Below are 17665 nucleotides of genomic sequence, written 5' to 3' on the forward strand. Positions count from 1 at the left end.
GCAAATTCAGCGTCACAAGCCGAACCAATTCGTAGCAACGCTAAGTTGCTGGAACGGTTTTGGGCGGCTAGCGTCAGCGGCGTGACCAGCACCCGATCCGCCGGCCCGACCACGCGTCGGCCGCTTGCGCGATCCCTGCTGCTGGCCGCTGCGTTCGTTCTCCCGGCGGTGGCGCTGCGTCTCGCGGGCGTCCACCCGAACCCCGTCGTCTCGCTGTTGGCATTCGGCGCGGCTGTCGTCGCCGCCAGCTTCGTGCTGGCCTGGGCGGCCGAAGCAGCGCAGGTCGACGTGTCCGGTGGCCTCGCCATCGCCGTTCTGGCCCTGATCGCGGTGCTGCCCGAATACGCCGTCGACCTCTACTACGCCTACGTCGCCGGCCACAACGCCGAGTACGTGCAATACGCCGCCGCCAACATGACCGGCTCCAACCGGCTGCTCATGGGTATCGGCTGGCCGGTCGTGGTGATCGTCGGTCTGTACGTCGCGCAGCGGATGTCGGCCGGCAAGAGCAGCAAACCGATGTTGTCGCTGGAACCCGGCAACCGCGTCGAGCTGGGCTTCCTGCTCATCGCCGGACTCGTCGCGTTCATCATCCCGACGACCGGCCGCATCCACCTGGTGCTCGGCGTGGCACTGCTGGCCTGGTTCGGCTTCTACCTCTACAAACTGACGCGCGGGGAGCCGGAGGAGCCCGAGCTCGTCGGTACTGCCGCGGCCATCGGCGCGCTGCCCGACCGGGCTCGCCGCATCACCGTCGTGACGTTGTTCGCGGTATCGGGTGCGGTCATCCTGATGTGTGCGGAGCCGTTCGCGAACAGCCTGGTCGACGCGGGCACCGAGCTGGGTGTCGACCGCTTCCTGCTGGTGCAGTGGCTCGCGCCGCTGGCCTCGGAGGCCCCGGAGTTCATCATCGCGACCATCTTCGCCGCGCGAGGGAAGAGCACCGCGGCCATCGCGACCCTCATCTCATCCAAGGTCAATCAGTGGACGCTGCTGATGGGCTCGCTGCCCATCGCCTACCTCGCCGGCGGTGGCGGCACCGAGCTGGTTCTCGACGGCCGGCAGGTCGAGGAGGTGCTGCTGACGGCCACCCAGACCATGATGGGCGTCGCGCTGATCCTGTCGCTGCGGTTCCACCGGGCGACGGCGTGGCTGCTGCTGGCGCTGTTCGTGGTGCAGTTCCCGATCACCTCGACCACCGGCCGCCTGGTGCTGTGCGGCGTCTACGGCGCGCTGACGGTGGTGGGCCTGATCATCAACCGTCGTCACATCGTCGCGACGCTGCGGGCGCCGTTCAGCGCCGGCGACAACGACGTCGACGGGGTGCGGTTCGACGGCCGGGAGTTGTCGATCGTCGGTCGCTGACCGCGGTGACGAGCGGCGCGAACCGGCGAGTCCAGGATGAGGTCCGCGGCGCGCGCGGCCATCGCCATGGCAGGCGCATTTGTGTTGCCGGACAACATGATCGGCATGATCGACAGGTCGCCGACCCGTAGGCCGTCGATGCCGCGGACCCGCAACTGGTCATCGACGATGTCGTCGTCGTCCGGTCCCATGCCGCAGGTGCCGATCGCGTGGAAACCCGTCAGCCCCTGCGTCATCGCGGCGTGCAGGAGTTCATCGTCGGATTGGGTGTCGGGGCCGGGCGTCAGCTCCGTGGCGATGAGGTCGGCAATGGGCGACTGCTGGAACACCTCGCGCATGGCGCGCAGGACCCCGATGGCGGCGGTCCGGTCGTGGGCGGTGGCCAGATAGTTGGGGTCGATCATCAAAGGGTCGCCGGGGTCGGGTGAGCTGATCCAGACGCTGCCCTCCGACGTCGGGCGCAGAATCTCACCCATACAGGACACGCCGGGCAGACGCTCGACGGTGCCGCCGGCGCCGGCCAGTGTCAGCGCGGTCACGAGCATCTGACCGTCGACGCGGGGCTGGTCGGGGGCGGTCTTGAAGAACGCGAGCACGTCGCCGGTCGGTGCGGCCAGTGGTCCCCGGCCGGTGGCGGCGTATCTGACGGTGGACCGGACCTTGCCGCACGTCGTCGACAGGTGGCGGTTGTGCCCGATGTTCCGATTGAGCCGGTAGGTGTTCACCAGGGTCCGGTGGTCGCGCATGCGCCGCCCGACGTTCGAGCGTTCCAGGTAGCGCGGCACGCCGGCGGCCGCGAGTACTTCGCTGGGCCCGATTCCGGAGAGCTGCAACAGTTTTGGTGATCCGAGCGCGCCCAGCGTGAGGATCACTTCGCGATTCGCCCGCACCACCGTCGTGAGTCCGTCCATCCGGAGCCTCACCCCCGTGGCGCGGCCCCGGGTGAACTCCAGTCGCTCTGCCGTGGCGCCGGTGAGCACCTGCAGGTTGGGGCGGGCGCGCACCGGGTCCAGGAATGCGGTGGCGGCGCTGACCCGTCTGCCGTTGTAAATGGTTGCGGGCGAAAGCCCGATGCGCGGCTCGTCTGTTTCGTTCAGGTCGCAGAGGGGCCGCAGGCCCAGGCGGGTACCGGCGGCGATCGTCGTCAGCGCGAGCGGGTCGGGGTCGCGGACGACGCTGATCGCCAGTTCGCCGCCGAACCCGCGCGTGGACGACTGACCGATGGTGTTGTGTTCGAAGCTTCGGTACGCGGCGAGGATGTGGTCCCAGCCCCAGCCGGGATTGCCCAGCTGTTCGAGCTCGTCGAAGTCGGCTTTCTGGCCGCGGTTGTAGACCATGCCGTTGACCGAGCTGGACCCGCCGAGGACCTTGCCGCGTGGCCACAGTTCGGTGGTGCCGTGCGGTCCGAGGGGAATGGTCTGGTGCTGCCAGATGTACCGCGGGTCGCCGAACAAGCGGCTGCCGAGTTTGGGGACGCGAAGGTAGGGGCTACGCGCACGGCCGCCGGCCTCGATGAGGAGTACCCGGTTGCGGGGATCGGCGGACAGGCGATTGGCCAGCACGCACCCCGCCGTCCCGGCGCCCACCACGAGGTAATCGAATGTGGCCATCGCGACCTCCGGTCGGCGTCATCAAAACTTTGCCAAAACTACAGTCGCATGCTCACGACATCGACAGATAGTCGCATAGATCTGCAAAATATGTCGATTCAATCTACTTCTGGCGATTAGCTGAGAGTTTGCCAAAATTGCAGGGATGGCAGAATATCGGCCGTCTGCCGAGCGTTGCCGACCGCCGTCAGGTGGTTGTCGACGCCGCAGAATTCGGCACACCCACCTTCTTGACAGGTGTCAAGTCACCTGTCGTAGAGTGCCGTCATGCAGATTCGCCAGCACGTGGGCAGCGGGAAACCGGCCGTGATCTTGCACCCGTCCGGCACGGTGGTGACGTTCGACGAGTTGGAGGCCCGAGCCAACCGGCTGGCGCATCACTTCCGGGCCAACGGGCTCGCCGAGGGTGACGTCGTTGCCATCCTGATGGAAAACAACGAGCACATGCATGCGGCGATGTGGGGCGCGCGGCGCAGTGGCCTGTACTACGTGCCGATCAACATTCACCTGACACCCGCTGAAGCCGCCTACATCATCGAGAACAGTGGCGCCGCCGCGGTGATCGGTTCCGCGGCCCTCAGTGACACGTGTGCCGGCTTGGCCGAGCACCTGAAGGGTGGGCTGCCCAAGCTGCTCATGATCGCCGACGGTGAGCTGCCAGGCTGGGATCGCTACCCGGAATGCGTTGCGGCCTATCCCGATACGCCGATCGACGACGAGATCGAAGGCGACCTGCTGCAGTACTCGTCGGGCACGACGGGGCGCCCGAAGGGCATCAAGCGCGAGCTGACGCATCTGCCGCCGGCCGAGGTGCCCGGGCTCATGAAGATGCTGATGAGCTTCTGGCTCCCCAAGGATGCCGTCTACCTGAGCCCGGCGCCGCTGTACCACACCGCGCCCTCGGTGTGGTCGATGCAGATTCAGGCCGAGGGCGTCACCACGGTCGTGATGGAGAAGTTCGACGCCGAGGGCTGTCTGGACGCCATCGCGCGCTACGGCATCACGCACGGCCAGTTCGTGCCCGTGATGTTCACCCGGATGCTGAAACTGCCGCAGTCCGTGCGGGATTCGTACGACCTGTCGTCGCTCAAGCGCGTCATGCACGCCGCTGCCCCGTGCCCGGTGGAGATCAAGAAGCAGATGATCGACTGGTGGGGCCCGATCGTCGACGAGTACTACGCGTCGTCCGAGGCCATCGGCTCCACGCTGATCACGGCCGAGGACTGGCTGATCCACCCCGGGTCGGTCGGCAAGCCCATGCTGGGCGTCCTGCACATCCTCGACGAGGACGGCAACGAGCAGCCGCAGGGCGTACCGGGCGAGATCTATTTCGAGGGCGGGAACACCTTCGAGTACCTGGACGACGCCGAAAAGACCGCGGCTTCAAGGGATGCGCACGGCTGGGCGACCGTCGGCGACATCGGCTACCTCGACGAGGACGGCTACCTCTACCTCACCGACCGCCGGCATCACATGATCATCAGTGGCGGTGTGAACATCTATCCGCAGGAAGCGGAGAACGTCCTCGTCACGCATCCCAAGGTGATGGACGCCGCGGTGTTCGGTATTCCGGATGCCGAGATGGGCCAGAGCGTGAAAGCGGTTGTGCAGACCGTGGATCCGGCCGACGGCACCGAGGAGTTCGGTGCGGAGCTGCTGACCTGGTTGCGGGACCGGCTGACGCACTACAAGTGCCCGCGGTCCATCTCCTTCGAAGCGCAATTACCGCGGACCGACACGGGCAAGCTGTACAAGCAATCGCTGATCGAGAAGTACTCTGTGTGACGTGCCCACTGGCGGACCGTTTTTCGAGGACCTCAGCATAGGTCAGGTCTTCGACTGGGCGCCCGGCATGACGCTCACCGACGGTGCGGCGGCGGTACACCAGGCCATCGTCGGTGACCGGATGCGGCTGCCGTTGGACGCCGCTCTGGCCGCCGCGGTCACCGGATCACCGCGGGCGCTGGCGCACCCCGCGCTGGTGTGCGACATCGCGATCGGTCAGTCGACGCTGGTGACCCGACGAGTCAAGGCGAATCTGTTCTACCGCGGGCTGCGGTTCCACCGCTTCCCGCACATCGGCGACACCATCACCACCCGCACCGAAGTCGTTGGGCTCAAACAGAATTCAGTCAAGCCGGGCCGGCCGCGTACGGGGCTGGCGGCGCTGCGCATGATCACCATCGACCAGGACGGCCGCACGGTGCTCGACTTCCACCGGTGCGCCATGCTGCCCCTGCGCGACGACGCCGACGACACCGGCCACGCCGACGACCTCAGCACCATCGGCAGTGCCACGCCCGGGCTCCCGGACCCGACTTCGGAGTGGAATGCCGACGCGTGGCGCTCGGGGGCGCCCGGCGAGAATTTCGATCCGGAGCTCGCCGGCCAGGTGTTCACCAGCACGGCCGACGTCGTCAGCAGCGCCCCGGAACTGGCCCGCCTGACCCTCAACGTCGCTGCCACGCATCATGATTCGCGCGTGGCCGGCACTCGGCTGGTGTACGGCGGGCACACCATCGGCCTGGCGCTTGCCCAGGCCACCCGGCTCCTGCCGAACATCGTCACCGTCCTGGGCTGGGAGTCCTGCGACCACACCGGCCCCGTGCACGAGGGCGACACTCTCTACAGCGAGTTGCACGTCGAGGCCGCGCACGAGACGCCGGGCCGCGGCGGGACACTCGATCTGCGGTCCGTGGTGTTCGCGGTCGACGCCGACGGACCCGACCGGCAGGTACTGGACTGGCGGTTCAGCGTCCTGCAGTTCTGAGCATTGTCAGAATGGCGGCGTGAGCGCGTTGCGGTTGTCCGATCTGGGCAGTGACCCGGAGTCGGTGCTGCGGCTGGTCCGGTTTTTCGACGACCTCGATGCCTCGGGTGTCGACGGGGTGCTGGAGGCGGCGCAGGTCGTCGCCGGGTGTCCCGTCCACGTGCGGTGGGACGGCTCGGCACCAGAGGTCTGGCTGGAGCGCGACGCCCCGGCCCACCCGTTGGACGGCGTCCTGCTCGACCGGGTGCGGCACACGCTGGGTGACATCGGCGCCCGGGTGCCGCCGAGCTTCGGTGACCCGGCGCTGGTCGAGGTGGTGCTGTCGAGCCGGGAGCGCCCGGAGGACCGGGCGCGGGCGATCAGGCTGCTGGGGCTCGACGAGTCCCGCGAGGTCAGGGTGCTGGCGGTGTCGGCACAGTCGTCGCCGGAAGCCCTGCGAGTCATCACGTCGGCCCTGACCGCGGTGTCGGTGCGGACCGCGGACCTGGGCACCGCGACGGCGGTGGTGTGCCAGGGCCGGACCGACACGCGTGCGCTGTCCGACGAACTGGACCAGGCGATCGTCACGGCATTCCCGGCGCCGTTACCGGTCGGCGCCGACCGGGGGCCGTGGGTCGGTCTCGGGGCGGCTGGCGGCGTGTTCGCGGCGCCGACCTCGTGGTCCCAGGCGCTGCGGGCGCTGCGCTTCGCGTCGTCGACCGGTTTCGGGCGGCGTGCCGTCGCCTACGAGCGGTTGAGCGCGCTCGAGCTGCTGGCCGAGCTGCCGCCCGAGGCCACGCGCGGCAGTCACGCGCTGGCCCGCATCAACGAGATCGCGGCGACACCCACCGGCCGGCTGCAGGTCGAGACGGCCGAGGCGTTCTGCGTGTTCGGTTCGCTGCGGCGGACGGCCGAGGAGCTGCACGTGCACCACAGCACCGTGGCCGCGCGGCTCGCGCACATCGAATCCCAGTTGGGCTGGGATATGGACGATCCGCTGGACCGGTTCTCGGCGACCCTCGTGCTGATGATCCGCCGGATCGCGCTGTCGTCGGCGGAGCTGACGGACTGAGCCCGGTCAGCCCGCAAGCGGAACGATCATGAACGTGGCAGTGGACCGGGCCAACACCCGCTCCGCGGCGTCGACAATCGAGCATTCGCAGCTCAGCAGCCGGCGTCCGACATTCACCACCTGGGCTTCGGCGACCAGCGGGCCGCCGTGCGGCTGCCGGTAGTACCGGACATGCATGTCGGTGGTGACGGGGATTTCTGATCCGAGGTCGAAGAGTCCTTCGAGGCAAAAGCCGGACGCGGCGTCTGCGAGCGTCGCCAGCATCCCGCCGTGGATGCCGCCGGGCGTGATCCCTTCGAGGTCCGGCGCGAGCGGCATCGACAGGATCGCGACACCCTGCTCCTGCCAGACCACGCTGAGCTGCAGGTGTCGGTGAACGGGAGACCGCCGCAGATCTTGGGTCGCTTCGAGCGGATCGCGGAACGCGTGCGCCATGGCCGGGCACCTCCTGTCGCGCGGGAGATCCGCATGTTATCGCCCTCAGCAACGGCCGGCACTGATTAGCCGTATCCGACGATCGTCGGGAAATATCCCGGTAAGACGCGACGTATGTCGGATGACCGCGCGCGTCCGGGTTCGTGATGATGGCCACACAAGCGTGAACAGCCCACGCTCAGTCACAGACCCGAGGAGTACCCACATGGCCGTCATCGACCCCACCAAGACCTGGGAACTGGTGGAGGAACGCCTGTCGCGCACCACGAACGAGCGCCACCGCCAGGTGCTGGGCATCGTGCTCGAACACATGAAGGCGGAGGCCGTGCCGGACATGGATCGTCTGATGGCCACGTTGTCCCCGAACCCGGATTACCACTTCTGGTACGCCAACACCGACATGGGCCCGAAGACCACCGAAGGCGTGCGCGCCTATTACGAGGCGTTCGTGGCCAGCGGCGCGAATCATCTCGTCTTCGAGGTCGATCGCCTCGCCGTCGACGATGATCTGGTGATGACCGAAGGCTGGATGAAGATGATCTACCCGGGCGCGTCCGCGCAGGCCATCGGTGTGGACGTCGACGACCCGAACGGCGACTACCTGCTGGTGTTCCGTCAGCTGATCAACTGGCCGATCGACGCCGACGGCCTGATCATCGGCGAGGACGCGTATCAGACCGGCCCGGTCAGCGTCACCAAGCTCGGTGTGGCAGACCTGCCGCAGGCGTACATCGACCAGAAGGCCGCCGCCGCCAATGCCTGAACGCCGCGAGGACATCGCAGCCCTGCTGCTCGACCGCCTCGGCGATGAGCGGCTGGGGCTGCGGACCCGGGACCAGGACTGGACCTGGGACGAGGTGGTCCGCGAGTCCGCTGCCCGCGGCGCGTACGCCGCCGAACTGCGGGCTGACGGGCCGTTTCACATCGGCGTCCTGCTGGACAACGTGCCCGACTTCATCTTCTGGTTGGGCGGCGCCGCGCTGTCCGGGGCCACGATCGTCGGCATCAACCCGACGCGCGGCAACACGGAACTGGCCGGCGAGGTCCGCCATGCGGACTGTCAGCTGATCGTCACGGATTCGGCTGGGCGGGAACGGCTTACGGGCCTCGACCTCGGGCTGACGCCCGACCGCATCCTCGTCGTCGACGACCCCACCTACCAAGAAGCGATTTGTGCACGAAAATCCGCGGCCGGCGCGGAAAATCGTGCACAAATCGCTGTGGCAGACGGCGTCGGCGCCGAAACGCTGATGCTGCTGCTGTTCACCTCCGGCACGACGGGCGCGTCGAAGGCCGTCAAGTGCAGCCAGGGCCGCCTGGCGTGGATCGCCTACTCGGCCGTCGACAAGTTCAACCACGTCCGCGACGACGTCGACTACTGCTGTATGCCGCTGTTCCACGGCAACGCCATCATGGCGCTGTGGGCGCCGGCGCTGGCTGTCGGCGCGACCGTCTGCCTGACCCCGAGCTTCTCGGCGTCCGGCTTCCTGCCCGACGTGCGGTATTTCGGTGCGACGTTCTTCACCTACGTCGGCAAGGCACTCGGCTATCTGCTGGCCACCCCCGAATTGCCCGACGACGCCGACAACCCGCTCAACCGCGGGTTCGGCACCGAGGCCTCACCGGAGGACCAGGCCTACTTCAAGCGCCGGTTCGGCGCGGAGCTGTACGAGGGGTACGGCTCCAGCGAGGGCGGCGGCGCCGTCGTACTCGACCCGAACCAGCCCGAGGGGGCACTCGGCCGTCCCGCCCATCCGGGTGTCGCGATCGTCAACCCCGAAACGATGATCGAGTGTGTCCCGGCGGTTTTGGACCGGCACGGCCGCATCCTCAACCCCGACGACGCCGTCGGCGAGATCGTCGACAAGCTCGGCACCAAGAAGTTCGAGGGCTACTACAAGAACGACTCCGCCGACGCCGACCGCATCCGAAACGGCTGGTACTGGACCGGCGACCTGGGTTACCTCGACGAGAACGGCTTCATCTACTTCGCCGGCCGGCGCGGGGACTGGATTCGGGTCGACGGCGAGAACACGTCGGCCCTGTCGATCGAGCGTGTGCTGCGGCGCCATCCCGAGGTGATCGCCGCCGGGGTATACGCGGTGCCGGACCCCCGCTCGGGCGATCAGGTGATGGCCGCGATCGAGGTCGCTGACCCCATCCTGTTCGGCGTCGACAAGTTCGTGCAGTACCTGAACGACCAGGACGACCTCGGCAAGAAGGGCATGCCGCGGTTCCTGCGGATCTCGGATTCGTTGCCGGTCACCGGCTCCAACAAGGTGCTCAAGCGCGAACTGCAGGCGGACAAGTGGCACACCGACGAACTGGTGTACCGCTGGGTGGGTCGGGGCGTACCGGTTTACGGCCTGATGTCGGACGATGCCAAGCGCGCGTTGGACGATGAGTTCACGCAGTACGGACGGCAGCGATACCTATAGGGAGTTTGGGCATGACGGACTGGGACTCGACGGTTGACGTGCTGGTGGCGGGCTCTGGTGGCGGTGGCGTCACCGGCGCCTACACCGCCGCGCGTGAGGGACTCGAGGTGCTGCTGGTCGAGGCCACCGACAAGTTCGGCGGCACCACTGCCTACTCCGGTGGCGGTGGCGTGTGGTTCCCGTGCAACCCCGTGCTGCAGCGGGCCGGCACCGACGACACCATCGAGGATGCGCTCGAGTACTACCACGCCGTCGTCGGCGACCGGACGCCGCGCGAGCTGCAGGACACCTACGTCCGCGGCGGCGCGCCGCTGATGGAGTACCTGGAAGCCGATCCCAACATCAAGTTCGACATGCTGCCCTGGCCCGACTACTTCGGGAAGATGCCCAAGGCCCGGCTGGACGGTCAGCGGCACGTCGCGGCCCGTCCGCTGAAGATCGAAAAGGCGCCTGAATTCAAGGAATTGGTGCGCGGCCCGCTCGACAACGACCGGCTCGGCGTCCCGCAGCCCGACGACTACTTCATCGGCGGCCGGGCGCTGATCGCCCGCTTCCTGGTGGCGCTGAAGCAATACCCTTCGGCGACAACACAACTCAACACCGCACTGGTCGAGCTGGTCACCGAGGACGGCGCCGTCGTCGGAGCTGTTGTCGAGACCGACGGGGTCCGCAAGGCGATCAGGGCACGCAAGGGCGTGCTGCTCGCGGCCGGCGGCTTCGAGGGCAACGACGAGCTGCGGCACAAGTACGGCGTGCCCGGCGAGGCGCGAGACACCATGGGGCCCTGGGGAAATCTGGGTCAGGCGCATGAGGCGGGCATCGCCGTGGGCGCCGACACCGATCTGATGGAGCAGGCGTGGTGGTCACCCGGCCTGACCCATCCGGACGGTCGCAGCGCGTTCGCGCTGTGGTTCACCGGCGGCATTTTCGTCGACCAGGACGGCAAGCGGTTCGTCAACGAATCCGCGGCGTACGACCGCATCGGCCGCGTCGTCGTGGACCGGCTGGCCAAGGGCGAGATGACGTTGCCGTTCTGGATGATCTACGACGACACCGATGGTGGGGTGCCGCCGATCAAGGCGACCAACGTGTCGATGGTCGAGACCGAGAAGTACGTCGATGCCGGGCTGTGGCACACCGCGGACACCCTGGACGAGCTGGCCGTCAAGATCGGTGTCCCGGCCGAGCAGCTCGCCGCGACCGTCAAACAGTTCAACGAATACGCCGACGCGGGCTCCGACCCCGACTTCAGCCGCGGCGACGAGGCCTACGACCGTGCCTTCTCTGGCGGCGCCTGCCCGATGGTCCGGATCGACAAGGCGCCGTTCCACGCTGCCAAGTTCGGCATCTCCGACCTGGGCACCAAGGGCGGCCTGCGCACCGACACCACCGGTCAGGTGCTCGACACCGCCGGCAACCTGATTCCCGGGCTGTACGCGGCGGGCAACACCATGGCCGCGCCGAGCGGCTACGCCTACCCGGGCGGTGGCAACCCGATCGGCACCAGCATGGTGTTCTCCCACCTGGCGGTGCTCGATATGGTCAAACGAGAGTCTTCGTAAGGGTCCTGGTTCCAGGGCTCGGCGAATTCGAAAGGGGCACAAGATGACTGAGGCCGAGGTCCGGCATATCGATGCCGGCGTCGAGATGACGCGGTTCGCGCGCGGCTGGCACTGCATCGGGCTGGCCGAGTCGTTCCGGGACGGAAAGCCGCACTCGGTGCAGGCGTTCGGGACCAAGCTCGTGGTGTTCGCCGACTCCACCGGCGCCATCAAGGTGCTCGACGGGTACTGCCGCCACATGGGTGGTGACCTGTCGCAGGGCACCGTGAAAGGCGACGCGGTGGCGTGCCCGTTCCATGACTGGCGTTGGGGCGGGGACGGCAAGTGTCAGTTGGTGCCGTACGCCAAGCGCACGCCGCGGCTGGCCCGCACCCGCGCCTGGCAGACCACCGAGGTCAACGGGCAGCTGCTGCTCTGGCACGACCCCGAGGGTTCGACGCCCGGGCCGGAGCTGACCCCGCCGACCATCGAGGGTTACGAGGAGGGCCAGTGGTCGCCGTGGCAGTGGAACTCGCTGCTGATCGAGGGGTCGCACTGTCGCGAGATCGTCGACAACAACGTCGACATGGCGCACTTCTTCTACATCCACCACGCCTACCCGACGTACTTCAAGAACGTCATCGAGGGCCACACCGCCAGCCAGTTCATGGAGTCCAAGCCGCGCCCGGACTACGCGACCCGTGAGCTGTGGGACGGCACCTACCTGCGCTCGGAGGCGACGTATTTCGGGCCGGCGTACATGATCAACTGGCTGCACAACGATCTGGCCCCGAACTTCACGGTCGAGATCGCGCTGATCAACTGCCACTACCCCGTGACGCATGATTCGTTCGTGCTGCAGTGGGGAGTGGCGGTGCAGAACAATCCGGCGTTGCCGGCGGACAAGACCGAGAAGCTGGCGGCGTCGTTGAGCCGCAGTTTCGGCGACGGCTTCATGGAAGACGTCGAGATCTGGAAGAACAAGACGCGCATCGAGAACCCGCTGCTGACCGAGGAAGACGGTCCGGTCTACCAGCACCGCCGTTGGTACGAGCAGTTCTATGTCGACGTCGCCGACATCAAGCCCGACATGGTCGCCCGCTTCGAGCAGGAGGTCGACACCACGCACGCCAACGACCTGTGGCGCGAAGAGGTCGCCAAGAATCTGGCCAACCGCACTCCGGTCGGCAAGGCACACGCCGTCCAGTAGTCGCCGAAAAGCACTGAGCCGCTCTCGTTTTCGAGGGCGGCTCAGTGGTCAGATCGGGGTGTCGGACTCAGCGGGCGGGGCTCAGCGGGCCGGGTGCGCCTGCGGGCTCTGCACGATGGCGGCCAGCTGGCCCAGGTTCTGCAGCTTGTCCATGTCCGGAGCGGACGGGACGGGGACCGCGGAGAACGCGGGCAGCACCGGGTCGGCCGGCTTGTCCTGCAGCATGCCGAGGGCCATGTAGCCGGCCACGCCCAGACCTGCTGCCGTCAGCACCACCACAGCGGTGGAACGCCGGAACAGCTGCCGCAGGGGGCCGATGTTTTCGGTCGTCTGATGGGTCAGGGTGGTCATTGCCGTGCCTCTTCTCGGTGAAGATCACGACCGAGGTGGTCGTTGGTCTGTTCAACAACCATGCGCCCCGAAATGCTTCCCCGCAAGGGTTTATTTGATCGGCTAATATTTCAAAAACCACGCATGACCTGCATAAACATCAATTAGATAGTATAATCTAAGTAACGAAGATCACGTTCGCGCGGCAGCTGGCGGGCGGGATCGTCAGTGCCGCAGCGGGTTGCGGCAGCCGCATCGGCGGTGCCGGCGCGCGATGAGTTAGCCGTCGGGGCTAGCCGACGACCGCCGGGTTCAGCAGCGGCCGCAGGAACTCGACCTGGCTGGCAAAGAACGCCCGGGCCACCTGGGTCTTGGCGGCGACGCCGTCGAACCCGTGATAAGCGCCCGGCACCACTTCCAGTTCGCACGGCACGCCCGCCGCCCGCAGCCGCTCGGCGTACTCGACATCCTCGTCGTGGAAGACATCGAAGGTCCCGACCCCGACCCAGGCCGGCGGGAGACCGGACAGGTCGGCGCGCCGGGCGGGGACGGCCACCGCGGGGTCGGCGCCGCCAAGATACGCGCGCCAGCCGAAGCGGTTCGACTTCTGGGTCCACAGCCGGTGCCCCGGATGGTCCAGCCCGGGCCGGCTACCCGACCGGTCGTCGATCATCGGATATACCAAAAGCTGTGCTGCCAGGGGTATTTCACCGCGGTCATGCGCCAGCTGGGCCAACGCCGCGCTCATGCCGCCGCCGGCGCTGGCGCCGCCGACCGCCACCCGTGCCGGGTCGACGGCCGGCAGGTCGACCAGCCAGCGCAGCGCCGTATAGCAGTCCTCTAGCCCGGCCGGATACGGATTGTCGGGCGCCAGCCGGTATTTGACCGCGGCCACGGTGATGCCCAGGGCGTCCGCGAAACGCCGGCACAGCGCGTCGTCCTGCGCCGGGCTGCCGATGACGTAGCCGCCGCCGTGAATCCACAGCAGCGCGCCGCCCCGGTCCGCGCCGGTGGACGGGCGGTGCAGCCGGATCCCGACGCCCGACGGCAGGGTCAGCACCTCGACGTTGTCGGGGGTGCGGCGTTCCTGCAGGTCGGACAGTACGCGGACGAAGCGGAGGTTCCACGGCGTGATGGGACTACGCGGCATGAACCGTGCGGCCCGCGCCAGCTCGGGGTGGAAGTCGACTGTTTGCGAGAGGCCCGGCATTCAACCGACATTACTGATCGGCGCGCGTCAGGGCGGGACACGCTTGCAGTTCACACACAGGAAACTCGTTGTCCTGCGCGAAACTGAGCATCAGTGTTCACTGAAACGCTATGACTTCCACGCCGCACAAGCATGCCGAGCCGCCCGGTCTGACGGCCGAGGACGCGGGCTACCACCACACCCTCAAACCGCGTCAGCTGCAGATGATCGCGATCGGCGGCGCCATCGGCACCGGCCTGTTCCTGGGTGCCGGTGGCCGGTTGCACAACGCGGGGCCGGGGCTGTTCCTCGTCTACCTGATCTGCGGCGGGTTCGTCTTCCTGATCCTGCGGGCCCTGGGCGAGCTGGTGTTGCACCGGCCGTCGTCGGGGTCGTTCGTGTCGTACGCGCGGGAGTTCCTCGGGGAGAAGGCGGCTTATGTCGCCGGCTGGATGTACTTCCTGAACTGGGCCATGACGTCGATCGTCGACTCGACCGCCATCGCCACCTACTTCCACTACTGGTCGGCGTTCGACGCGATCCCGCAGTGGCTGATCGCGCTGATCGCCCTGGCCATCGTGCTGAGCATGAACCTGATCTCGGTGACGCTGTTCGGCGAGCTCGAGTTCTGGGCGGCCCTGATCAAAGTCGTGGCGCTGGTGACCTTCCTGGTCGTCGGCACGGTGTTCCTCGCGGGCCGTTTCAAGGTCGACGGTCAGTCCACCGGCTTCAGCGTCATCGCGGACCACGGCGGCCTGTTCCCGACCGGCCTGCTACCACTGGTGGTGGTGACCTCGGGCGTCGTCTTCGCTTATGCCGCAGTCGAACTCGTCGGCACCGCGGCGGGTGAGACGGCAGAACCGCACAAGATCATGCCGCGCGCCATCAACTCGGTGATCTTCCGCATCGCGCTCTTCTACGTCGGCTCGCTGGTGCTGCTCGGCCTGCTGCTGCCGTACTCGGCATACAAGCCGGGGGAGAGCCCGTTCGTCACGTTCTTCTCGAAGATCGGTTTCGAGGGCGCCGGCACCCTGATGAACGTCGTCGTGCTCACGGCCGCGTTCTCCAGCCTGAACGCCGGGCTGTACTCGACCGGCCGCATCCTGCGCTCCATGGCGATGAACGGCAGCGCCCCGAAGTTCACCGGCGTCATGTCGAAACGTGGTGTGCCCTATGGCGGTATCTGTCTGACCGCCAGCATCGGCCTGCTCGGTGTCGTGCTCAACGGCGTCGTGCCGGCGCAGGCCTTCGAGATCGTGCTGAACATGGCGGCGCTGGGCATCATCGCGTCGTGGGCCACCATCGTGATCTGTCAGTTGCAACTGTTCCGCTGGTCGCAGCGCGGTGAGATCGCCAGGCCGGCGTTCCGGATGTGGGGCGCGCCGTACACCGGATACGCCACGCTGGCGTTCCTGGCCGCGGTGCTGGTGCTGATGGCGTTCGACAAGCCGGTCGGCACCTGGACGGTGGCGACGCTGGTGCTCATCATCCCGGCACTGATCCTGGGCTGGTACGCGGCGCGCGGCCGGGTCCTGGCGATCGCCAAGGAGCGCGAGGGCTTCACCGGCCAGTTCCCGGTGGTCGCCAACCCGCCGCCACCGGGCGAACGTCAACCTTGACGCGTTGAGGTTTACCGCCGGCCGATTAGGGGTTTACTTGGCTGGTGGAGATCATGTCGCCGACCGATGCCATGTTCCTGCTCGGCGAGTCGCGGGAACACCCGATGCACGTCGGCGGACTGCAGCTGTTCACCCCGCCGGAGGGCGCCGGGCCCGAGTTCATCCATGACCTGCACCGGGACATGTTGGCGCACACCAACTTCAACCCCACCTACCGCAAGCGCCCGGCGCGGATTCTCGGCGGCATCGCCAGCTTCGGCTGGACGTATGACGACGACATCGACGTCGACTACCACCTGCGTCGCTCCGCGCTGCCCACGCCGGGACGGATTCGTGAGCTGCTCGACCTGTGCGGGCGGCTGCACACCAGCCTGCTGGACCGGCACCGCCCGCTGTGGGAGACGTACCTCGTGGAAGGCCTTGACGACGGCCGGTTCGCGATCTATTCGAAGGCACACCACGCGCTGCTGGACGGGGTTTCCGCTCTCCGGATGGCGATGCGCACGCTGTCCGACGACCCGTCCGAGCAGGAGGTCCGGGTGCCGTGGGACCTACCGTCCCGCAAGCGTGCGCCGAAGCAGAGCCCGTCCCTGATCGGTTCGGCGGTGGGCACCGTCGGCGCGGCGGCCGGTCTGGCGCCATCGGCGTTCCGGGTGGCTCGCGCGGTGTTGTTGGAGCAGAACCTGACCCGGACGTTCAGTGCGCCGAAGACGATGTTCAACGTCAAGATCGGTGGCGCCCGGCGGGTGGCGGCGCAGTCCTGGCCGATCGCCCGGATCAAGGCCGTCAAGCAGGCCGCCGGCGGCGTCACCGTCAACGACGTCGTACTGGCCATGTGCGCCGGTGCGCTGCGGGCCTACCTGCTCGAGCAGAACGCCCTGCCCGACGCGCCGCTGATCGCGATGGTCCCCGTGAGCCTGCGGTCCGAGGCCGACGCGGATGCCGGCGGCAACCAGGTCGGCGCGCTCCTGTGCAACCTGGCCACCGACGTCAAGGATCCGGCGACGCGGCTGCAGACCATCGCCGACTCGATGCGCGGCAACAAGCAGGTGTTCTCGGGGCTGTCGAAGACGGAGTCCATGGCCCTGTCGGCGCTGCTGCTGTCCCCGATCGCGCTGTCCGCCGTGCCGGGTTTCGTCGACGCCACCCCGCCGCCGTTCAACATCGTCATCTCGAACGTGCCGGGGCCGCGGGTGCCGATGTACTGGAAGGGCGCCCGGCTCGACGGGAACTATCCGCTGTCGATCGCGCTCGACGGGCAGGCGCTCAACATCACGCTGGTCAACAACGGCGACAACCTCGACTTCGGGTTGGTCGGCTGCCGGCACAGCGTGCCGCACCTGCAGCGACTGCTGGGCCACCTCGAAGACTCGCTGACGGACCTGGAGGCGGCGGTCCGCTAGCCGCCGAACGTGAAGAAGATGGCGACTTTTCGCGCTCAAAGTCAATCGATTAGTGCAACGTGGCTAGGCGGCTTGGTTCAAGAGCGCGGCTAGGCGTTGGGCTGGGGTGTCCAGATCGAGGGTGGGTCGGGGACGCTTGTTGAGGGTGTCCTGGATACGGGTGAGGTCGGCTTTGGTGTGCACGCTCAGGTCGGTGCCTTTTTCGAACCAGAACCGCAGCAGCCGGTTGGTGTTCTCGTTGCTCCCGCGCTGCCAGGGTGAGTGCGGATCGCAGAAGTAGACCGGCGCCTTGAGCGCCAGTTTGATGTCACGCCAGTTCGCCATCTCGCTGCCGCGGTCCCAGGTGATGCTGCGGCGCAGGTGTTCGGGCAGCTCACTCATCGCCGCGATCATCGCCGCGGCCACCGAGTCGGCGGTGTGATTGTCGGGTAGGTGCAACAAGATGGTGAACCGGGTGCTGCGTTCGACCAGGGTGCCGATCGCGCTGCCGCCGCGAGTACCCAGGATCAGGTCGCCTTCCCAATGTCCCGGCACGGCACGGTCATTGGCCTCGGCTGGCCGGTCACTGATGGTGAACACATCGGTGAACTTGCCGCGGCGTTCGGTGTGGTCGCGGGGCTTGCGGGTGGCCCGTTTGGTGGACAGGCACTTGTTCAGATCAGCGCGCAGTTGGCCACGGCCCTGCACGTAAAGGCACTGGTAGA

The 17665-nt window shown here is 67.5% G+C and carries 15 protein-coding genes; 10 read left to right on the forward strand and 5 right to left on the reverse strand.

Annotated features, from left to right (window positions below; genetic code table 11):
- Nucleotides 1-81: 81 nt before the first annotated feature.
- Nucleotides 82-1365 carry a sodium:proton exchanger gene (locus ACJH6J_RS22820; protein WP_212807941.1) on the forward strand — a complete coding sequence of 428 codons (1284 nt, stop codon included), beginning with the start codon at nt 82-84 and terminating at the stop codon, nt 1363-1365.
- On the opposite strand, the gene ACJH6J_RS22825 is transcribed toward ACJH6J_RS22820, so the two are convergent.
- Entirely contained in the window at nt 1266-2975 is a 1710-nt protein-coding gene (locus tag ACJH6J_RS22825; RefSeq protein WP_212807942.1) for a GMC family oxidoreductase, read from the reverse strand. The genes ACJH6J_RS22820 and ACJH6J_RS22825 overlap by 100 nt on opposite strands.
- 267 nt (nt 2976-3242) lie before the next feature.
- Between ACJH6J_RS22825 and fadD4 the strand changes: the two genes are divergently transcribed.
- From fadD4 to ACJH6J_RS22840, 3 genes are read left to right on the forward strand one after another with little or no spacing between them, the layout of a single operon-like run.
- Nucleotides 3243-4760, forward strand: a complete 1518-nt coding sequence (fadD4, locus tag ACJH6J_RS22830; protein WP_212807943.1) for a fatty-acid--CoA ligase FadD4 — start codon at nt 3243-3245, stop codon at nt 4758-4760.
- 1 nt (nt 4761) lies between these two features.
- A complete protein-coding gene (locus tag ACJH6J_RS22835; protein WP_371824504.1) occupies nt 4762-5745 on the forward strand; it encodes a MaoC family dehydratase in 984 nt (327 codons plus the stop codon).
- Nucleotides 5746-5764: 19 nt separating this feature from the next.
- Nucleotides 5765-6796: a CdaR family transcriptional regulator gene (locus tag ACJH6J_RS22840; RefSeq protein WP_212807944.1), complete on the forward strand. Its 1032-nt coding sequence runs from the start codon at nt 5765-5767 to the stop codon at nt 6794-6796.
- Nucleotides 6797-6802: 6 nt separating this feature from the next.
- Here ACJH6J_RS22840 and ACJH6J_RS22845 read toward each other — a convergent pair whose 3' ends face one another.
- A complete protein-coding gene (locus ACJH6J_RS22845) occupies nt 6803-7231 on the reverse strand; it encodes a PaaI family thioesterase (RefSeq protein ID WP_212807945.1) in 429 nt (142 codons plus the stop codon).
- Nucleotides 7232-7436: 205 nt separating this feature from the next.
- Here ACJH6J_RS22845 and ACJH6J_RS22850 point away from each other — a divergent pair, with 205 nt between their 5' ends.
- Genes ACJH6J_RS22850 through ACJH6J_RS22865 form a run of 4 tightly spaced genes read left to right on the forward strand, consistent with a single transcriptional unit; the run spans nt 7437 to nt 12420 of the window.
- Complete coding sequence (locus ACJH6J_RS22850; RefSeq protein ID WP_212807946.1) at nt 7437-7994, forward strand: nuclear transport factor 2 family protein; 558 nt, start codon at nt 7437-7439, stop codon at nt 7992-7994.
- Nucleotides 7987-9669 carry an AMP-binding protein gene (locus ACJH6J_RS22855; RefSeq protein WP_406783906.1) on the forward strand — a complete coding sequence of 561 codons (1683 nt, stop codon included), beginning with the start codon at nt 7987-7989 and terminating at the stop codon, nt 9667-9669. Before ACJH6J_RS22850 ends, ACJH6J_RS22855 begins: the two co-directional genes overlap by 8 nt.
- An 11-nt stretch (nt 9670-9680) precedes the next feature.
- A complete protein-coding gene (locus ACJH6J_RS22860) occupies nt 9681-11231 on the forward strand; it encodes an FAD-binding protein (protein WP_406783905.1) in 1551 nt (516 codons plus the stop codon).
- A gap of 43 nt (nt 11232-11274) precedes the next feature.
- Nucleotides 11275-12420: a Rieske 2Fe-2S domain-containing protein gene (locus ACJH6J_RS22865; RefSeq protein WP_406783904.1), complete on the forward strand. Its 1146-nt coding sequence runs from the start codon at nt 11275-11277 to the stop codon at nt 12418-12420.
- 81 nt (nt 12421-12501) lie between these two features.
- Here the strand turns inward: ACJH6J_RS22865 and ACJH6J_RS22870 are convergent, their stop codons facing one another.
- Complete coding sequence (locus ACJH6J_RS22870) at nt 12502-12771, reverse strand: hypothetical protein (protein WP_020103427.1); 270 nt, start codon at nt 12769-12771, stop codon at nt 12502-12504.
- A 271-nt stretch (nt 12772-13042) separates the two neighbouring features.
- The gene (locus ACJH6J_RS22875) at nt 13043-13960 is read right to left on the reverse strand and encodes an alpha/beta hydrolase (RefSeq protein ID WP_406783903.1); all 918 of its coding nucleotides are present in this window, start codon (nt 13958-13960) and stop codon (nt 13043-13045) included.
- Nucleotides 13961-14070: 110 nt separating this feature from the next.
- Here ACJH6J_RS22875 and ACJH6J_RS22880 point away from each other — a divergent pair, with 110 nt between their 5' ends.
- Together ACJH6J_RS22880 and ACJH6J_RS22885 are read left to right on the forward strand one after the other, a co-directional pair.
- Nucleotides 14071-15558, forward strand: coding sequence for an amino acid permease (locus ACJH6J_RS22880; protein ID WP_212807951.1), 1488 nt, complete (start codon nt 14071-14073; stop codon nt 15556-15558).
- A gap of 44 nt (nt 15559-15602) precedes the next feature.
- Complete coding sequence (locus ACJH6J_RS22885) at nt 15603-16961, forward strand: WS/DGAT/MGAT family O-acyltransferase (RefSeq protein WP_406783902.1); 1359 nt, start codon at nt 15603-15605, stop codon at nt 16959-16961.
- Between the two features lie 63 nt (nt 16962-17024).
- On the opposite strand, the gene ACJH6J_RS22890 is transcribed toward ACJH6J_RS22885, so the two are convergent.
- Nucleotides 17025-17665 (reverse strand): IS30 family transposase (locus tag ACJH6J_RS22890; protein ID WP_406773983.1); only part of this gene is annotated, 641 nt, incomplete at its 5' end.

The organism is Mycobacterium sp. SMC-18, assembly GCF_045310895.1.
Taxonomy (GTDB): Bacteria; Actinomycetota; Actinomycetes; order Mycobacteriales; family Mycobacteriaceae; genus Mycobacterium.

Excerpts from the sequence above, each read along its gene's own strand:
- ACJH6J_RS22825 (WP_212807942.1), bottom strand. The coding sequence starts at position 2,975 with ATGGCCACATTCGATTACCTCGTGGTGGGCGCCGGGACGGCGGGGTGC.
- fadD4 (WP_212807943.1), top strand. The coding sequence starts at position 3,243 with ATGCAGATTCGCCAGCACGTGGGCAGCGGGAAACCGGCCGTGATCTTG.
- ACJH6J_RS22845 (WP_212807945.1), bottom strand. The coding sequence starts at position 7,231 with ATGGCGCACGCGTTCCGCGATCCGCTCGAAGCGACCCAAGATCTGCGG.
- ACJH6J_RS22850 (WP_212807946.1), top strand. The coding sequence starts at position 7,437 with ATGGCCGTCATCGACCCCACCAAGACCTGGGAACTGGTGGAGGAACGC.
- ACJH6J_RS22855 (WP_406783906.1), top strand. The coding sequence starts at position 7,987 with ATGCCTGAACGCCGCGAGGACATCGCAGCCCTGCTGCTCGACCGCCTC.
- ACJH6J_RS22860 (WP_406783905.1), top strand. The coding sequence starts at position 9,681 with ATGACGGACTGGGACTCGACGGTTGACGTGCTGGTGGCGGGCTCTGGT.
- ACJH6J_RS22865 (WP_406783904.1), top strand. The coding sequence starts at position 11,275 with ATGACTGAGGCCGAGGTCCGGCATATCGATGCCGGCGTCGAGATGACG.
- ACJH6J_RS22870 (WP_020103427.1), bottom strand. The coding sequence starts at position 12,771 with ATGACCACCCTGACCCATCAGACGACCGAAAACATCGGCCCCCTGCGG.
- ACJH6J_RS22875 (WP_406783903.1), bottom strand. The coding sequence starts at position 13,960 with ATGCCGGGCCTCTCGCAAACAGTCGACTTCCACCCCGAGCTGGCGCGG.
- ACJH6J_RS22880 (WP_212807951.1), top strand. The coding sequence starts at position 14,071 with ATGACTTCCACGCCGCACAAGCATGCCGAGCCGCCCGGTCTGACGGCC.